This window comes from Algoriphagus resistens (assembly GCF_001442615.1).
GTDB lineage: Bacteria > Bacteroidota > Bacteroidia > Cytophagales > Cyclobacteriaceae > Algoriphagus > Algoriphagus resistens.
Window position 1 is genome coordinate 513,280 of the sequence record NZ_LMXN01000002.1, and the last position, 19,105, is coordinate 532,384.

Sequence of the window (19,105 nt, forward strand, 5' to 3'; positions counted from 1 at the left end):
GGGCATGGCTTGCTGGAAGCACAAGCTCCCAAGGCTAAAATCCCAATCAATAATGCTGCAGTGGCTAGTTTTTTCATAAGATTATATTTTTTTTAAAGGCCATATGGAATCTCGCATATTGAACAATCACTCCAGTGTACCTCACCTTCGAAATGCTCGATTTCATGTTAATGTCATTTATTCATTTTTCAAATATGTTCAATTAATCCTTAGATAGCAATTACTGCACCAATAGATTACAGCCTCGAATCTCACTGTTGTCAAATCTTCCCAGCACTTCCAGCATTCCATTTTCATCATATTTGCCTAGATCCTGTGTTTCTATAAATGCACAGGAATGAAAGTTGGCCAGGTCAATCACATTGATTCCTCCCTGAGATCGCTTTGCAATAGAAAGCGGGTCGTTCACATCCCTAAGGATAACGCGCATTGAATCCGGAAGTGTATATTTCCCCCCGCCTTTGGAGTATGCCTGTGACATCAGTTCCGTCATTCCGTATTCAGAACAAATCGCATCCACACCAAAGAATGTTTTCAGGGTATCGTGAACTTCCTCCCTGATCATTTCCTTTCTCCTCCCCTTCATACCGCCAGTTTCCATCACAACAAGGTTATTGGGAGAGGAAAAATCCTTTCCTGATTCCGCCAGATCCAGCAAGGCAAAAGTAACCCCAAGCAATAGGATTTTTCTGCCGTCATTGGCAAGCATTTCAATTCTACTGATCAGTTCATCATGATTGTAGAGGTAAAAACCAGAGTGCCCAGAATTACTTTCGCGAATGAAGTGCTCCGCCATACTCACTAAACTACTCCCTTTTCTCTCCAGGTATGCAGGTAAGAGCGCCAGTATGTGAAAATCTTTTAACCCTCCGAATTCACCTTCAAATATGCGCTGGGCATGGGCTAAGTACCACTGCTCAGACCAGATATAATGCCGGCTAGTGATCGTACCTGTAGTACCGCTGCTCGAGAAAAAACCGGGATAATCTTTCTCGTTTCCTGATATTACTTTATGGTCTTTGAAAAACCGTATGGGCAGAAAAGGAATTTGATCCAAGGTTTTTACAGACATCGTATCTAATCGCCTGGCTTCAATATATTTTCTGTAAATTGGATTAGACTGAGACTGGAATTGAAAAAGTTCCAGCGCAAGATTTTCGAATTCATCCGATTTCAAATTACTTAGCTTATCCGAAAAACTTTTAAAATCCTGCATCGTTTTATATTTTGCAACAACCAACCAAAGTATTGGTTTAATTTGGTGGTAAATTTACTTTCACCTATGCGTTTAAAAAGCTATTTTGGAATATTCTTTTTGTCGGTCTTTGGTGCCGCATGTATCAGTCCGCCTGATAATTTCCCTTCAATCCCCAAAATCTCCTTTAAATCAATGGAATATGCTCCTACATCAGGTTCAGACTCTTTGATTATAAGTTTGGATTTCCAGGATGCAGAAGGAGATTTGGGATTGTCTGCGACGGACGATGATCCTCCTTTTCACGATGTAGACTACCAGAGGAACTCTGCCGGAGACCTGATTACCTACAGTACCAGACCCTCCGATGCGCCTTCCTACAATCCCATTGACTGGTTGGTAAATCCTTTGGTGGGAACTGAGCAGGTAAATGACACCATTTGGGTCAAACAAAACCCTAATCAGTATAATATTTTTGTAAAGTTTTTTATCAAGAGAAATGGTCAATTCACAGAATATAGATGGCAAGATCCGCCATTTTATTCTACTTTCAACGGCCGTTTCCCGAGAATTTTGACTTCTGATACAGGTCAGGCAGTGGAAGGAAACATCAGCTACGGTATGCTTTCCACAGGCTGGGAATCGATTTTCAGAAACGATACGATAAGAATAGATGTATCTATTCAGGATAGGGCATTAAATAGAAGTAATGAGGTATCAAGTCCCGAAGTGACACTCAACCAGATCGCACGACCGTCCAACTAGAAAAGAGGCTGCCTCAAAAGTCAACGCATTGTCAGACTGAGCGGAGCCGAAGTCTATTTATGAGCTATTAAGCTACATTTCGGCTCAACTCAAGGTGGAAAAACACCTATCCTGCACCAGAATGAGACAGCTCCTTTTTCTTTTTTTGCTGGAAGATTTTCTATATCTCGGGATACTTCCTGGGATCGACTTCACTCATCATTGCATAAACTTTCTCTATTACATCTTCTGCACTCGGTTTGGAGAAATAATCCCCATCTGAAGAATAGGCAGGTCTGTGGGCTTTTGCTGAAATAGTCAAAGGCTCCGAATCCAGGTATCTAAACACTTCCTGCCCCTCTATCACTTGCTGTAGCATATAGGCAGATCCTGCTCCCGGCACATCCTCATCAGCAAAAATCACACGGTTGGTTTTCTTGATTGATTCTCCAATAATCCCGTGAACATCAAATGGCAACAGCGTTTGCACATCTAGCACTTCCAGCTCAATACCCATTTCTGAAAGTTCATCTGCCGCTTCCATCACAACTCTACACATAGAGCCATACGTGACGATGGTCACATCAGAACCTTCCCTAAGCACTTCTGGTTTACCCAGAGCAACGGTATATTCTCCCAAATTCAGGGGCATCCTCTCTTTTAGCCTATAGCCATTCAGACATTCAATGACTAGAGCAGGTTCATCAGATTTCAATAGCGCATTGTACATTCCGGCTGCCTGTGTCATATCCCTGGGCACGCAAACGACCATTCCCCGCAAGGTGGAAAGAATCATTCCCATAGGTGATCCGGAATGCCATACACCCTCCAGTCTATGTCCCCGGGTACGCACAATCATTGGGGCCTTTTGGCCTCCTTTGGTGCGGTACTGAAGACAAGCTACATCATCAGCCAGCATCTGTAGTCCATACAGCAAATAATCAAGGTACTGAATCTCCGCAAGCGGGCGTAATCCCCGCAAAGCAGTACCTATTCCCTGCCCTATGATAGTACATTCCCTGATCCCTGTATCTGACACCCTCAGTTCACCATGCTTAGCCTGCAAACCTGCAAAAGCCTGATTCACATCGCCGATCTTACCTACATCCTCACCGAATGTAAAGAAACGGGGATCTCTTTCCAGCGTGATATCAAAGTAGGACTGTAAAACTTCTCTGCCGTCCACCAAGGGAGAATTGTTGTTGAATTTGGCCGGTACCCCCTCCACATTTAGCACACTCCATTCAGAATGGCTATACAAATGGCTGTTATATCTGTCAAAATTCAATTCTGACTGTTTCGCAAACCAGGCTTTCAAACCTGCTTTTACAGCAGGTGCATCCATTCTCAAAGTCAGCAATGCCTTTCGTATTGCCAACACTACATCTTTTCTTATCGGATTTATGGTTTTGGAAAGCTCCTCTGCAAGTTGGTTAACTATGACTTTTCTAGTACTATGCTGAGCAGCCTCCCTAAGCAGAATCACTGCCTCATTTAGCTCTTTCTTGATTTCACTGGAAAATTTGGACCAGGCAGCTTCCTTTTCTTGTTTTACCTGAGCTTTGGCTTCCGCCTCAATTTTATCCAGTGTATCTGCATTGGCGATTTCGTTGCTCAGGATATACTCCCTGAACTTTGAAATACAATCCCAGTCCTTTTCCCACTTGAGACGTTCTGCGTTTTTATATCGCTCATGCGAACCGGATGTAGAATGACCTTGAGGCTGAGTCATCTCTATTACGTGGATCATCACCGGTATATGAGAAGTTCTGGCCAATTCCCCTGCTTCCACATAGGCATTGAGCAAAGCTTCATAATCCCATCCGTTGACCCGTATGATTTCGATTCCTTTTTGGGAATCTGTTCTTTCGAAGCCAGCTAAAACTTCAGAAATGCTGCCTTTCGTTGTGTGAAACTCATTGGGTACAGATATACCATAGCCGTCATCCCATATGGAAATCACCATGGGCACCTGCATGACCCCGGCTGCATTAATGGTTTCAAAAAACATCCCTTCAGAAGTGGAAGCATTACCTATTGTTCCCCAAGCGACCTCATTCCCATTGACAGAGAATTTGGTAAAATCCTTCAACTGCTTATTTTCCCTAAAAAGCTTGGAGGCGTATGCCAGGCCAAGAAGCTTGGGCATCTGGGCAGCAGTAGGAGAAATATCTGCCGCAGAATTATACATCTTCGTCAGATCCTTCCAACTACCATCGTCATTAAGAGATCTGGTAGCAAAGTGGCCGTTCATCAGACGGCCAGCACTTGCCGGCTCTGCTTCTACATTGGTATAGGCATATAGCTGGGAAAAATACTGCTGTACTGTCAGCTCTCCGACCGCCAGCATAAATGTCTGATCACGGTAATAGCCAGAACGGAAATCCCCAAGCTGGAAAGCCCTGGCCATAGCAATCTGGGCAAGCTCCTTTCCGTCCCCAAAAATCCCAAACTTCGCTTTGCCCATAAAAACCTCCTTTCGCCCCACTAAAGACGCATGCCTACTCACCATTGCAATCCGGAAGTCTTCAAGTATAGCTTCCTTAGAGAGATTTGGAGAATTCAGGTTTCGTGGTACTGATTGAATTTCTTCTGACATAAAGCTTAATTTACTAAAGTTATCTGGGTTTTTCCTTAACGGCTATTTGTATCATTCAAAAATAACCAAATCCATTTTCAATGCAAATTTCGATATTATAATTTTTCGATCAAAAATTTTGAAAGACATGTATTTTTTGAACAGAATCAGAATTAAATTTTGAAATTGTATCTATAGCCAATAATAGAATTAAAAATAAGCAAATTCCCGCACGCTAAAAATCAAGTATTTAGCAAAAAAAAGACATCAAAATTATCCCTGTTTAAAAAGCAAAATTTAAAATATTAATAATGTTTTAAACTATATTAAGAATATAATTTTGAAATCAACCTATTTTTCAAAACATACCAAATACTATTCTTCAATTTGCTAGTTGATACCTCTTTGCGTATTATCTTTGCTGCAAGTTTACTTAAATCCAAATATTGAAGTCATGATTATAGGTGTTCCAAAGGAAATTAAAAACAATGAAAACCGTGTAGCCCTTACCCCTGCCGGGGCCAAAGAATTGGTAAAAAGAGGTCATTCTGTGTACGTTCAGCACACTGCAGGTGAAGGAAGTGGCTTTTCAGATGATTCGTACGTAGAAGCCGGCGCTACCATTCTCCCTACCATCGAAGCCACTTATGAAATCGCTGAGATGATAATGAAGGTAAAAGAACCTATCGAAGCTGAATACAAGCTGATCAAAGAGGGCCAACTGTTGTTTACCTATTTTCACTTTGCCTCCTATGAGCCACTGACAAAAGCAATGGTAGCAAGTAAGTCAGTTTGCCTTGCCTACGAGACTGTAGAAAAAGCTGACAGAAGCCTCCCGCTTTTAGTACCTATGTCGGAGGTAGCCGGAAGAATGGCTGTACAGAAAGGAGCCAACTATTTGGAGAAACCACTTCAGGGAAGGGGTATTCTTCTTGGAGGTGTACCTGGTGTGCTTCCCGCCAAAGTTTTGATCCTTGGAGGTGGTATCGTAGGAACCCAGGCAGCTTGGATGGCTGCAGGTCTTGGAGCCGACGTGACGATTATGGATGTATCTCTTGCACGCATGAGGTACCTAGCAGATGTAATGCCTGCCAACGTAAAAACCATGATGTCCAATGAATACAATGTACGTAAAATGATAAGAAACCATGATTTGATCATTGGTGCAGTGTTGATTCCAGGCGCAAAAGCTCCTCACCTGATCACGCGTGACATGCTAAAAGAAATGCAACCAGGCACCGTACTAGTGGATGTGGCCGTTGATCAGGGGGGTTGTATCGAAACCTGTAAACCAACTACCCATCAGGATCCTACTTATATCATAGATGATGTGGTACATTATTGCGTAGCGAACATGCCTGGTGCTGTACCTTACACGTCTACGTTGGCCTTAACCAATGCTACTCTTCCTTATGCTATCCAACTGGCTGATAAAGGGTGGAAGAAAGCAGCTCAGGACAACCCTGATCTGGTACCTGGTTTGAATGTTATCAACGGGGATATTGTATATCAGGCAGTAGCAGAAGCTTTCAATATGGACTACACTCCAGTTGTGAAATATCTGACTGATTGATTGCAGCCCCTTTCAGAACATACGAGTTCCTCCGGCGAAAACCGGAGGGATTTTTTTTAACTTTGATCTATCCCCATATATTCCGCAAGACCAACCTAAAGTCCAGCGGTACAATCAAGTATATCATTCAACATATACAAGATAGTTTGGGCAGTTTTGGAGTCCAGGTGGACGTTAAGCGAGTCAATTTCTTTTTGAGTATCCTGAGTATTTGCCGAAATGTAGTCAAAAAGAAAAAAATACACATCCTGCTTTTGTAATAAGTTGCTCAGATGATATTGACTGTTATACCAGATTGAAAATGAACTATTTTTAGCACCTAGTGCAAGGGGTACAACAAGATTATGAATGTGGAAGCAACCAATCAAATTTGATTGGAAGTCTTGGAGATTTCAGAGGAAAATTCGATGGAAATGTAAATTTCCAAACATCTCATCATTTCCCAAAAGCAAACCAAATCAGCCGAATACCAAAACCAATCATCGCTACGCCAACTGCTTTGTTAAGCCAAAACATAAACTTCGGAGTAACAAACTGGGATAGTTTCTTTGCTATATAAGCCTTAATCAAGTCAATAGAAAAAACAGTCAAAAGAGTGGCACTGTAGTATAGCCATACATCCGCTGAGTCAAAAGATTCTTTGAGATGAACCAAACTGGCAATTGATATCCAGAAGAGCAGGACAAAAGGATTGATTCCATTGATGCTGAATCCTTTTAAAAAAGCACTGCGTTTCCTGGTTCTCTGTACTCCTTCCAAGTTAGATTCTGGTTTGGCTAATTGTTTTTTAGTCAGATAACTTACACCAAACCCTATCAAAATTGCACCGCCAACATAGCCCAAAACAGATTCAAAATAAGCCGCAGTGGCCAGAAATTTAATACCAAAAAAAGTAAGCAGAACATAGAGTGTATCGCTGCTAAGTATTCCCAAAGCGACCATTGAAGCATACCGAAACCCCTTCTCAAGGCTGCTTTGGATCAGTGTGAAAAACACGGGACCTATCATAGCCGATAGCAAAAGTCCCATGCTGACACCTTCCAACAGCGCTTGACTCATAGCTTAATCCCCTTATTGACCAAAAACTGCTGCCAGCTTTCCGCCTTAGCTCCCTTAAGCACTCTGGGGAACTTGTTCTGCCCGCCCTCCTTGCCTTGCTCCTTGAGCCAATCGTAAAATAAAACAGATGGCAATACAGTTACTTTCACTTGCTTCAACGCATGATTCCGCTCTACTGCGTAGTCATCATTCAGTGCTTTGAGATGCTTATCAATAGTCTTTTTTAATGCAGAAGTCTTGATGGTATCATCGGAGCCAATAAACCAGTGATGGGCAAAAAGACTTCCGTGTGGCACTCCCAGCACTGTGAATTCCCGGATATTCATATCTTGCTCCTCAGCTGTGAGTTCTATCGCCTTATTCATGTTATCCACTGATAAGTGCTCCCCACAGAGGCTCAAAAAATGCTTAGTCCTCCCAGAGATGACAATCTCTGATTCATCCTTGGACACAAAACGAATGACATCACCGATAAGGTACCGCCAAGCCCCGGCGCAGGTACTGATCAATAACGCGTAATCCTTTCCCTCTTCGACCTCATCAATTTTCAAGGTCATTGCCTCTTGGCGGATGTTTCCTTCCTCATCAAAATTCGCCTCATTGAAAGGTACGAACTCATGAAAAATTCCATTGTTGAGGACTAGCCGCATTGATTTACAATTTGGCAAAGCCTGAAAAGCCAGAAATCCTTCGGAGGCCAGGTAAGTCTCCAAGTATAATAATGGTCTGCCCAGAAGCTTTTCAAACCCCTTCTTATACGGTTCAAATGAGACTCCTCCATGAACGAAAATCTGAAGATTCGGCCATAGCTCATGGATGTTGTTAAGCCGATAGCGCGTAATAATTTTTTCAAGTAAAATCTGTAGCCAGGCCGGTACCCCCACTATGATTCCAATATCCCAGGATTCCGCCTTTTCTACGATCTGGTCAAGCTTATCCCCCCAGTTTTTGCTGCGGGAAATCTTTTTACCGGGCTTATAAAACCGCTGAAACCAAATAGGCAGTCTTCCTGTGGTAATCCCACTCAGGTCTCCAGAAAAATAAGTACCGTTAAACTCCAGATCAGTGCTTCCTCCCAACATCAATATCCCTTTGGTCAAAAGAGAAGCAGGCAAGTCATACTTGGAAAGGGATAAAATCTGGCGGACCCCCGTTCTGCGGATGGCTTTGACCATATCCTTGGTCACGGGAATAAATTTGGAAGTAGCTCCTGAAGTCCCGCTGCTCAGCGCAAAATGCCGCACAGGACCAGGCCAGGTAATATTTGATTTCCCTTCAAGTAGCTTATACCACCACTCTGTGTGGATCCTCTCGTAATCATAAATTGGAACCTGACTTTTAAAGCGGTCATAAAACTCATTCTCTCCCCATCGAAAGCCCTTCAGTATTTTAGGAAAATCGTACTTTTTTCCTATTTCCGTTTCTGCTGCATGTATCAGCAATTTCTTCAATTCTTGTCGTTGTAGTTCCAAAGGATGAGAGTACTCTTGCTCCAAACTCTCTCTCAGGCGTATGCCTTTTTTTAGTAAAGTACTAATGATCGCCATATCTTTGTTTTAGGCCTTTTGGAAAAAATAAAGCACAAAAATAGAAAATGGACATTAAAGCAAACCTACTAGCAGTAAAAAAAACGTTTATAAATGAAGATTGCTTGCTAGTCGCAGTAAGCAAAACCAAGCCACTTTCTGACTTAATGGATGCATATCAAGCCGGGATACGTGACTTCGGTGAAAACAAAGTACAGGAACTCCAGTCCAAACAGGCTCAAATGCCCGACGATGTCAAGTGGCATATGATCGGCCATCTCCAAAGCAACAAGGTCAAATACATAGCTTCTTTTGTGCATCTGATTCATGGAGTGGATTCCTTTAAGCTACTGAAAGAAATCAACAAACAAGGCAAAAAAATCAATAGGATTATACCTGTTTTACTTCAGATACATATTGCCGAAGAAGAAACAAAGTTCGGTTTTGACAAAAATGAGTTAAATGAAATGCTTTCCAATCCGGACTTTCTAAATCTCACCCATGTAAACGTTCAGGGGCTGATGGGCATGGCCACTTTTACCGAAGACATAGATCAGGTAAGAAAGGAATTCAGGAATTTAAAAAGCCTTTTTGAAGAACTGAAAGCCCTTCAGCTTCCAGCCTTTGTCCAGCTGGATGATATTTCCATGGGGATGAGTGGAGATTACCTGATCGCCCAGGAAGAAGGCAGTACCATAGTCAGGATCGGCTCAGCTATCTTTGGGGGAAGGAGCTGATTTTTCAGTTATGGAAAGCGGGGTATGATCGGTGGGCATGTAGCAGAATCTGAGCTTTGTAATAAATCCTACTTTTGTGTTTGGAACAGCGGTCAGTTGATCAGTAGCAAAAAAAAATGAGCTCCATTTGCCTATTCATTTTATTATTTACGGTAGACTATTTTGCCTCTCCTTTATCAGCTTTATTAGTATTCCCATTTGACCCAAGTGGTAAATGGTATGGTGTAGCATTCCATTAATGGCAAATGAATAGTCAAATTCGCTTTTGAAGTCCTGGTCATAGTATTTCTCTTTTAAGAAGGAGTCATCTTTATTCTTTAATAATTCTACTACTTGCGAAACGCTTTCTCTATAATCCTGAATTACAGTATTCAATCCTGCCTTTTTAAGCTCATCATTGTCTGGCCAATTTTGCCCATCACTATCCCTGAGCTCGCCTATTCCATTCCTGATTTTTAAAATTGTATCATTATTCCATGCTGTAAGATGGGCAATCAATTCAGCGACACTATGGGTTGCAGGAGATGGTTTTGTAAATGCTTCCTGAGCGGTTATAGAACTAATCTTTTTTTCCAAATTGTCTCCGACCCAGAGCTTCCCATTCTGTACCTTCAAAAGCTGCCCAATTATATAATTGATCACGTTCTTATTATCCATAGCTTTAGGTTTATGACCGGTATGGTCTTACAAAATACAGCGTATTATAAAGCTGGTGCTTATCCATCGATACACGGAGGGTTAAGAACCAAGTCCTTTGAAAGTCCTAGTTTGTCAAATGTTGCCCTGGCCTAGGGAGCGTCAGTTTACCGCTCTGGTTCGAATTTACTTTTTATCACTATACCAATCCAACCCATTTTTATATAAAATATTATCAAGTTCCTCAGCAGAAAAATTATCAATAAGCAATTGTACGTCTTTATCTGAAAAAGGTACCTTGGCGCGGGTTGAAGGTAAATCCGTTCCAAATAATAGCGCTTTGGGGTTAATTTGATAAATCGTTTTCATTACTGGAATCGGATCAAAGTCAACTCTTCCAAAACCTGTTGCTTTAATTTTCACCCCTTTTTCTACCCAATAATATAGGTCCTCCAATCCCTCCTGCGTCAGGCCTAAATGATCAATAGAAAACGAAGGGATATTCTGTAAAAGCGGCTTTAGGTGTCTTAGCTCTTTATTGTCAATGTAAAGTTCGGTATGCCAATTATACTTTTCAAACAGGTAGTTGGCCAATTTTTCAAGGTGTTCAATTTTTTCGGAGCCCCCTCTTTTTACATTAAAGCGCACTGCAACCACATTAGAATTGCTCAGTCTTTCCAGTTCTTTGTCAGAAATGCCGACAGGAATGTTGGCGACGCCAAAAAAACTATTTCCTAAAATTCTTAAAGCATCGAGCAAATATTCCTGGTCGAAGGCCTGAAACGAGCCCGAAACTACTGCACCACCTATTATTGTATATTGGTCAGTCGCATATTTATAATCCTCCAGGGTAAAGCTGGGTGGCAGAAAACCGTTATTTTCTACCAGTGGAAATTTCGGGTCAATACTATGGAAATGTCCATCGAAAAGTTTTATTGTTTTTTGATTTACCATGTCATAAAAGCGACTCAAACGTTAACATCTGTAGCTATCCAAGAATTCCCAAAGTATCTGATTCACTAGTTAAGAATCGTTGTATGCAACCGCTGCGAACCCAGTCTAGGTTATTCAATTTTATCTGCTACGAATTGTTGGACCTTGAAACCTGTTACAACATCATCTTGAATGATAAAATTGATGTACTCACCATCTGATTTATCAAAGAATGTTGTATCGGATTCCGGAAGAAAGAAAACCGGATCCTTCCAAAAATCGGAGGTGCCCTCTAGTCCGTTCTCCTTAACTACAAGCTGAAGATCACCAATCTCGGGCAAGCTGTATTTGCCTGTAAACCGATGAAGTTGCTCTGCTGATTGCTCCTTTATGACCCGTCTCATTGGTTCAATTCCTGGCAAATCATATTCTTTAGCTATACTGAGCAATAATTCCTGAATAATACTGCCGTTGTCAGAATTCACCATGATCACAACAGCCACAGGAAATTCTTTCCACACAACTAAATTGGCCCTGAATCCTTCATCTGCCCCCCCATGACCAAAGGTATGTTCAGTAACACCTGGACCAAGACCATGATTGTTCATACCCGGTGTAAGCATTGCATTGACCGTACTCACTTTCAATAAGCCGTCTTTTTGTGTTTGCTGGATCTGTTGGAATTCTTTGGCCCACAGTAGAAGTTGAGATGGAGTGGACCAGAGACCGGCCGCAGCCATTTCAGGATATATTGGCCATTTCCCTTCTACCTCTGCACCATTAGCCCGAAAGCCGGTTGCAGCAATAGCATGATACCTCTGTGGCAAGGGGTTTTCAAAGGTACTTGCACTCATCCCCAGAGGATTCAATACATTGGTCTGCATAATTTCCGGAAATGGCTTTCCTTCAAGGTCTGTAAGCATGAGTTGCATAATAGTGTAGGCCCCACCGGAATACATCCAACTTTCGCCGGGCTGCTTATAAACACGCACTGAATCTGTATTTCCTTTCCCATCCAGCACATCTACTACACTTGGAATAGTGTCGCCTTTATCATAACCCGGAAATCCCCAGACTGTCAAACCAGCGGTATGGTTTAGAATTCTCTTCGTTGTGACTTTCTCTTGTTTTGTAAAATCATTGTCAGGCACTTTCCAACTAGTCAGGTATTTGTTGACATTTGAATCCAGGTTGATAATGCCTTCTTCTGCAAGTTGGTGCGCCCTGATAGCAGCAACTGGTTTGCTAATTGATCCCGCTAGAAACATTGTTTCAGTGGTTACTGGGCGATTTTCAGAACTATCAGCAAAGCCATAACCTTTAGCCCATTCGATTTCACCATTATTGATAACAGCGATACTCAGCCCGGGGATACCAAGGTCCCGCATTCTTTCCTCAATAGTGTAGTTTGGTATACTATCTCCCTGTATCTGGAGATTAGGCTTAAGTCCGTGCTCTATTCTAACTATTCGTTCCACCAGAGATCCCTTTCCCTTTTCGGATTTAGGTGTACAACTAAATAAAATCAATAAAACGAATATCAGGTTGAGTGTTCGCATAGTAATAGACTTAGTGGATGAAATCACAGAAAAGTGGAGTACGCATTTCGGAGCTGGTCACTTTCCGCCCGTATCTTTTTACTTCAACAATACAAAATACTCAATTTTACCCATTCGGCCCTCATTACGCAAATACAATATGCAGTCGATTTTCCTATTGAAGTTCTATGAATTGGATGCATATTTAATGAAGCCTTGCTTTAATTCATCCGTTAAAGCAACAGGACTTACTTTGGTCAGCTTTAATGAATTACATCCATTAAAATTAGAAAATCGCTCTACCGCCCGAACAAAAAGGCCTAACCATGATTCGACTTCGGAATGTTTATCCAGGATGTGTAGATGAATCAGCTCCAACTGTCCGATTTTACGATGTGCTTTGCAATCGACACGTCCAATAAATTCATCTCCAAACAAAATGGGCAAGCAGAAATAGCCATACTCTCTTTTTTCTTTAGGCGTGTAACATTCGAGGCGAAAAGAAAAATTAAAAAGCTGTTCTACACGTTCACGATGAATAACCGAGTTATCGAAAGGCGATAACAATTGAACTTCAGGAGAATATATCTTACGTGAATTTTCAAGTAATGCAGGAAGTACAAAAATTGCGGGCATCCCGTCAATGATTACTTGTCGCACTTTTTTTGCTTCTAACATTGTCTGCAAAACAAACTCTACATTTTTTCTGAGTGCCTCCCCTCTTTTTAAATACAGTATCTGTTTAATGCTGGTAGCACCATAAGCACGCAAATGAGTTTTGACAAGGTACTCGGCAAATTCAAAAGGACTAGGCTCTGTGGTATTGATTGCACTGGGCAATACCCTTTCGGTTAGGTCGTAGATTTTTTCCATACCCTTACGTCCAGACACCATTAAGTCACCTTGCATAAAGAGTTTTTCCAGGGCTACTTTTGCCGGCTTCCAATCCCACCAACTTCCTGATTTTTTACCGACGGGATTGAAATCCCTTACTTTTTGTGGACCGTCTAAACGAATACGATCCTTTACGTAGCTAAGGATTTTAGGATCTACATTAGTGTAATAGCGTGCCTCCCCTCGTTTGAAGCGAAGCATTTGGGGTAAAGCATACCGAAAATCCCTTATAGGCAGATAAGATGCTGCATGAAACCAATATTCAAAGATTTTACGCTCTTCGACCAACTGGTCTAAATAGTCGACTTGGTAGTCCGGCACCCGGATCCATAAAGTATGGTGGTGTGCCCTTTCAACGATCGACAAAGTATCAATTTGAATATAACCAAGATGTTCCAATGCAGCTAACACAGCTTCTTTCCCCTTTCCGAATGAAGACGCTTTACTTAACCCTTGGCATTGCAAGGTAATACGCTGAAGCTGTTTTAACATCGGACTTGTCTTCATCTGTTTATACTTGATATCAGTATCAGCAACCTTTCTCTCACCGGGAAAGCAACAGTTGCAATTCGGACTGTTCTGAATGGGAAAAGGTCCGCCACTAGGTGTCCCTCATATTAGGATGTCTCCTACTACTTTAAAACCCAGTTTGTTCAGGTAAACACATTTGCACTATCTTGGTCAATCAGGTGGATATTCGTAGTGGTAACTGATGTAATTGTGACTTAAATTTTAGAATCTTAATCCCAAGACATATCTCTGCAATGGCTTAACTGCCGGTTTCTTCAAAAATGCTATTCTCAAGCCAACCATGCTGATAGGCATAGCAGCCTGGGACAAAGGCAAGTGGTTCTTTCTTGATTTTTTCTTTGATTTTCTTATTCTCTGCCGAATAGACCGATGGCGATACACCGACTGTCTTTGAAAAAAGCCCGCTAAAAGATGAAATACTTTCAAATCCAACCGAATAACACACTTCGGTCACGGAAACTCCATTCTTCAACAGTTCTTTGGCTTTTCCAATCCTGACATATTTCAGATACTGATGGGGTGTTTTTCCGTAAGCTGACTTAAACAGGCGTATAAAGTGGAATTTAGAAAAATATGCCTCATCAGAAATATTGCCTAGGTCTATTTTGCCTGCGTAGTTGCTGTCAATGAAAAGCTTTGCCTGAACTACCCGTCTGTACAGATAGACTTTGGGGTATATCATACTTCCTGCCTGCTTCTCTTCTACTGGATTTTTGCCCATTTTTACGCTGTTTTAATTCGGTAAATACATTTCGTCTGGATTTAAGCTATCAGATTATGGTTCATAAATTAGTCATTTAAAGAATTAATCCCTTGTTTTTTTAAGTTGTATTAGGGTTTCCTATTATTGTTCCGGCAAAAAACATAAATACCTTAACCAAACCTTACTATCTGCAGGACAATCGATGAATCGATTATAAGCAGTTCCACGCGCCCCGGTGAAACGCCCCAATTGCCAAAAGCACTACCTTTTCTACCAACCACTTACCCCTACAGCACAGTCCCTTTCTTCTATTTTGTACTGGGTCACAACAGAGTGATTTTCTGATAAATTCAGGCAGCTTATTTAATAGGTTCCTTTGAAAAAAAAGGAATTATGGCGATCTTTAAAGCGTCAGATACCTACCGCTTTTATAACTTTTGAAACTAACAGCCAACCCAACTAACAAATCTGAAAAGGAAAACCCTGGCGTCAACTCGGGCTTTCTACCAGGTCAAGGGGATATCTTAGTCTCCGAGAAGCTGAATTGGTATAACCTCAGCATTAAGAGGTTTATAGATCTTTTTTGCTCCATAGGCTTGATGATTGTGATGGGTTCCTGGCTTTTTCCCATTGTAGCTATCCTGATTAAACTTGATTCACCAGGGCCAATTTTTTACAAACAGAGACGGGGGGGCATATACAACTCAGTCTTCAACTGCTATAAATTCCGTTCAATGACTGTCAGTAAACAGGATGATTTAAAACAGGCTACCAGAAATGATCCAAGGGTAACTAGAGTAGGAAGAATATTAAGAAAAACAAGTATTGATGAGTTGCCCCAGGTATTTAATGTAATTTATGGGAATATGTCCTTGGTAGGCCCAAGACCTCTTATTCTCTCACAAAATGAAGAGAACGCGAAATTCATTGAAGGCTATGAAAATAGACATTTGGTCAAGCCGGGGATTACCGGACTGGCACAGGCCAAAGGTTATAGAGGTGAGACAGAACTCCCTAATTCGGTGTATTTCAGATACAAATTGGATATGTATTATATTAAAAACTGGAGTGTACTATTTGATCTTAAACTGATTTGGATCACCGCTAAAACCATTTTTTCGGGCGATGAAAACGCTTATTGATTTGTGGGTAGATTACTGGCAGGATTGACTTCAAACCTGAGGGAACCCGAAAATTTTAAAGAAAGAAACGCTTGCGCTTTTCTTCTTCTCCTACGCTTTTTTAGCGTTGCAAGAAAAGCCTTCAATTTTCAAACTCTACGACTAAGGAAGTGTACCCAAGCTTCTATGGTTTATAAATTAGGAGCGTAAAACCCAGCCATCGCCTTAGGGTGTGTGGGATGTAAGCGACAAACACTAAGCTGGTGAAAGAATGTACTGACGGATCGTTTCCGGTGATGCTTCACCTATTGAACAAACGAAATTTACATCCGACCAAAGTAGATACTGATCCCCATAGTGTTTACCAAGTGAATGGATGCAGAAACCCTAACTGACCGGTGATCCTTGTTTTAACCTACGGGCCATTTACAGTACAGCTAGGCGGGGAATGTACCGGATAAGAAAATGGATAGGGGTTACATCTGGTCCCTCTATTCATTCCAATTTGGAACACAAAAACATCCTTATTGCTCTCTTCAGGCAGTCAAAATCGGATTACAAATCTGAAATAATGAGCATCGATACACAAGCTGCGTATAGGTCAACGTTCCATTTAAAGTCAAACTTATACTATCCTGAGACAGAATAATAGAAGTAGCGATGGAAGAAAGACCACATCCACAGAAGTCCATAAAACTAACCGTCATAGCGATCAAACACAGATGGTAAAAGAATTCCAAAAAGCCGCGTAATACAAAAAAAATAACCCAAGCTATAAATCTTGGGCTAAAACGCTGCAAGCTTGATCATGACTGAATAGACTATCCTACTATCAATTTTCAGCTTATATGTTTATACTTTTTGTAATTACAATACTGTTTAAATCTTAATTCCTCCTTAATGCCCGCTTCCACCAAGGTAACTGCACCTCTTCATGGTATCCGTAAGAGTTATTTCCGTAACCGTATCCGTAGCCATAACCATAACCGTAGCCATAACCTTTATCAATATGGACATCATTGAGAATACCATAGATTTTGGATACACCGCCTTTTTCAACTAGGTTATTTAAAATCTGTGTATTACCCTTCATAGAATAACCTTGACGGAAAACAAAGAAACTGATATCCGCAAATCCAAAAAGTTCTTTTGTCTCCGATACCAAACCCACAGGAGGACAGTCAAATATCACTACATCATAGGCTTGCTTGATTTCCTTTACAATTTGTCCAAACTTATCCTGCAACAGCAGTTCGGCTGGATTTGGTGGAATAGGACCGGAAAGGATCACATCCATATCCTTATGCCCTGTTGTTTTTACTACATCCTGCCAAGGTATGTCAGTACTAAGACAAGTACTCATTCCTTTATCATTTGCCAAACCAAAGTCCTCGGCAATTTTCGGTTTCCTAAGATCCAATCCAATCAGGATAGTCTTCTTGCCCATTAAGGCATACACAGAAGCCACGTTAATTGATACAAATGTTTTTCCCTCTCCCGAGATAGATGAGGTAAAAAGTATAGTCAGATTATCCCTATGAGGGCTTAAATAAGACATATCTGCCCTCAAAGACCTGAAGGATTCTGTGACAGTGGATCTGGGATTATTCAGAACCGGAATCGCATCATCAGAATTATTTCTGCCGATCATTCCTATTAAAGGAACTTTAATCTGATTTTCTAGTTCCTTAGGATCCTCAATCTTAGTATTTAAGAAATCCTTAATGGTGATAAATCCTATAGGAAGTATCAGTCCTAAAATCAAGCCTATCAATAGATTCAAAGACCGCTTGGGGGCAACAGGCTCTTGGGCAGACTTCGCAAAATCCAAAATAGAATTCTTCGGCGTATTGGCGGCCTTTGTAATCTCAGCTTCTGCCTTTTTCTCTAATAAGTAAACGTATATATTTTCGTGTATCGAAAACTGACGCTGAATACCTATCAAATTACGTTCTGTCTCCGGTAAGGAATTTACATCCATTTCCAGCGTACGTATCTGGCTTTTCAGATCAGCTATTAAGTTCTCAGTATTTCCCAAGGCAGAACTTACATTTTCCTGCAACTGCTTTTTGATATTCTGAACCCTAGAAGCATTCTCCCTCACTGAAGGACTTATTTCCGTAAAGTTAGCAGACAATCTGTTCTGTTCAGCTTGAAGCTCGCTATAAGCTTGAACAAGAGAATTCAATAAGGGATCTGTAACGCCCATAACAGAAGGGGCCACCATATCGCCTGTTTGATTGGAGTTCAGGTAATCCTGCAATACTTGGTAATACTTCAGATTTATTTCAGCTTCCCCCTTCTGTTTTTCCAGCTCCTGCATTCTCTCAAAAATCACAGAGCCTTCTTCAGAAAGATTAAATACCTTGTTCTCGGTTCTATATTGCTGGAGCTTATTTTCTGAGAATCTAAGCGAATCAGAAATTCCGGAAAGCTGCTCGTTGATAAACCGGACAGTATTCTCCGATGCTCTGTTCTTTTCATCCAGCTCCCGGGCCAGATACATTTCCATCAACTTATTGACGTAATCCTCTCCCAGTCTTCTTACCGGAGTTTCTAAACTCAAAGACAAAATAGAAGCTTGCTTATTAAGCGGAGAAACGGTTAACTCCTCACGGTATTTTAATGCCAAGGATGGGGTATCTACCAGGTTAAATAAAATAACATCACCAGGTATGGCGGATATCTGATCAATAGTAAAGGAAAAATTTTCACCTTTAATTTCCTGACCAAAATTATAAACAGACTTCTTTAAAGATACAGGCTCTTCCGGTAAGACCTTATAATGTGGGTCTTGGGGATTAAAAATTTTAAACTCATCATTTTCTATGCTTAGTTCAAATGAATCTTCATTTATGACTTCCAATTTAAATCTCCCGCCCACCAATTGCGCTTGTTTCCAGTCAACAGACACCAAAACAGGCAATTTATCATAAATCTGAGAGGTGGAGACAAACCCCTCTTCATAATACTGAACGTTCAGGTTCAGCTCCGTGACTGCCTCCTCAGCTAAGGAAAATGACTTTAAAATCCCTATTTCATTTTCAATATTACTCTTGCCCTGCAGCATACCCAGCCCTGAAGACTCAAATAAATCCATCCCTAGAGCAGGTTCTTCGTCTTCTACAAGGATACTCGACTCCACCTTAAAAATATTTGTAGCATATCTATTAAACAGAAATGCTCCAACTACACCTACGAACATGCATGCAACTATCAGTACCCAATACTGCAGGTAGTTAAATAGAAGTACTTTTAGATCAATTTCATCTTCCTTCTGCACCATAAAAGGATTCTGCCCTGAACTGGAAGGGTTAGGAGTATTCGGGTACATAAA

Annotated in this window: 14 protein-coding genes; 4 read left to right on the plus strand and 10 right to left on the minus strand. The window is 41.1% G+C overall.

Features of this window, described 5'->3' with window-relative positions; genetic code table 11:
• Positions 1 to 220: 220 nt before the first annotated feature.
• A complete protein-coding gene (locus tag AS141_RS05435) occupies positions 221 to 1,216 on the minus strand; it encodes a LuxE/PaaK family acyltransferase (RefSeq protein ID WP_057936604.1) in 996 nt (331 codons plus the stop codon).
• Between the two features lie 66 nt (positions 1,217 to 1,282).
• Here AS141_RS05435 and AS141_RS05440 point away from each other — a divergent pair, with 66 nt between their 5' ends.
• Entirely contained in the window at positions 1,283 to 1,960 is a 678-nt protein-coding gene (locus tag AS141_RS05440) for a hypothetical protein (protein ID WP_057936605.1), read from the plus strand.
• Positions 1,961 to 2,120: 160 nt separating this feature from the next.
• Here AS141_RS05440 and AS141_RS05445 read toward each other — a convergent pair whose 3' ends face one another.
• Positions 2,121 to 4,538, minus strand: coding sequence for an alpha-ketoacid dehydrogenase subunit alpha/beta (locus AS141_RS05445; protein ID WP_057936606.1), 2,418 nt, complete (start codon positions 4,536 to 4,538; stop codon positions 2,121 to 2,123).
• Positions 4,539 to 4,971: 433 nt separating this feature from the next.
• Between AS141_RS05445 and ald the strand changes: the two genes are divergently transcribed.
• On the plus strand, positions 4,972 to 6,090 hold the full coding sequence (gene ald, locus AS141_RS05450; RefSeq protein ID WP_057936607.1) for an alanine dehydrogenase: 1,119 nt from the start codon (positions 4,972 to 4,974) through the stop codon (positions 6,088 to 6,090).
• A 435-nt stretch (positions 6,091 to 6,525) separates the two neighbouring features.
• On the opposite strand, the gene AS141_RS05460 is transcribed toward ald, so the two are convergent.
• Positions 6,526 to 7,149, minus strand: a complete 624-nt coding sequence (locus AS141_RS05460) for a LysE family translocator (protein WP_057936609.1) — start codon at positions 7,147 to 7,149, stop codon at positions 6,526 to 6,528.
• Positions 7,146 to 8,696 (minus strand): GH3 family domain-containing protein, encoded by a 1,551-nt coding sequence (locus tag AS141_RS05465; protein WP_057936610.1) that lies wholly within the window; start codon positions 8,694 to 8,696, stop codon positions 7,146 to 7,148. Before AS141_RS05465 ends, AS141_RS05460 begins: the two co-directional genes overlap by 4 nt.
• A gap of 47 nt (positions 8,697 to 8,743) precedes the next feature.
• On the opposite strand from AS141_RS05465, the gene AS141_RS05470 reads away from it, so the two are divergent.
• Complete coding sequence (locus AS141_RS05470; RefSeq protein ID WP_057936611.1) at positions 8,744 to 9,412, plus strand: YggS family pyridoxal phosphate-dependent enzyme; 669 nt, start codon at positions 8,744 to 8,746, stop codon at positions 9,410 to 9,412.
• 147 nt (positions 9,413 to 9,559) lie between these two features.
• On the opposite strand, the gene AS141_RS05475 is transcribed toward AS141_RS05470, so the two are convergent.
• From AS141_RS05475 to AS141_RS05495, 5 genes are all read right to left on the minus strand, one after another.
• Positions 9,560 to 10,069: a DinB family protein gene (locus tag AS141_RS05475; RefSeq protein ID WP_057936612.1), complete on the minus strand. Its 510-nt coding sequence runs from the start codon at positions 10,067 to 10,069 to the stop codon at positions 9,560 to 9,562.
• 165 nt (positions 10,070 to 10,234) lie between these two features.
• On the minus strand, positions 10,235 to 11,002 hold the full coding sequence (locus tag AS141_RS05480; RefSeq protein WP_057936613.1) for an amidohydrolase family protein: 768 nt from the start codon (positions 11,000 to 11,002) through the stop codon (positions 10,235 to 10,237).
• A gap of 110 nt (positions 11,003 to 11,112) precedes the next feature.
• On the minus strand, positions 11,113 to 12,540 hold the full coding sequence (locus tag AS141_RS05485) for a serine hydrolase domain-containing protein (RefSeq protein WP_057936614.1): 1,428 nt from the start codon (positions 12,538 to 12,540) through the stop codon (positions 11,113 to 11,115).
• A 165-nt stretch (positions 12,541 to 12,705) separates the two neighbouring features.
• Positions 12,706 to 13,920 carry a winged helix-turn-helix domain-containing protein gene (locus AS141_RS05490; protein ID WP_057936615.1) on the minus strand — a complete coding sequence of 405 codons (1,215 nt, stop codon included), beginning with the start codon at positions 13,918 to 13,920 and terminating at the stop codon, positions 12,706 to 12,708.
• Between the two features lie 262 nt (positions 13,921 to 14,182).
• Positions 14,183 to 14,665 carry a helix-turn-helix domain-containing protein gene (locus tag AS141_RS05495; RefSeq protein WP_232424826.1) on the minus strand — a complete coding sequence of 161 codons (483 nt, stop codon included), beginning with the start codon at positions 14,663 to 14,665 and terminating at the stop codon, positions 14,183 to 14,185.
• 419 nt (positions 14,666 to 15,084) lie between these two features.
• On the opposite strand from AS141_RS05495, the gene AS141_RS05500 reads away from it, so the two are divergent.
• The gene (locus AS141_RS05500; protein ID WP_057936616.1) at positions 15,085 to 15,789 is read left to right on the plus strand and encodes a sugar transferase; all 705 of its coding nucleotides are present in this window, start codon (positions 15,085 to 15,087) and stop codon (positions 15,787 to 15,789) included.
• Between the two features lie 865 nt (positions 15,790 to 16,654).
• Here the strand turns inward: AS141_RS05500 and AS141_RS05505 are convergent.
• On the minus strand, positions 16,655 to 19,102 hold the full coding sequence (locus AS141_RS05505) for a GumC family protein (protein ID WP_057936617.1): 2,448 nt from the start codon (positions 19,100 to 19,102) through the stop codon (positions 16,655 to 16,657).
• Positions 19,103 to 19,105 lie beyond the last annotated feature (3 nt).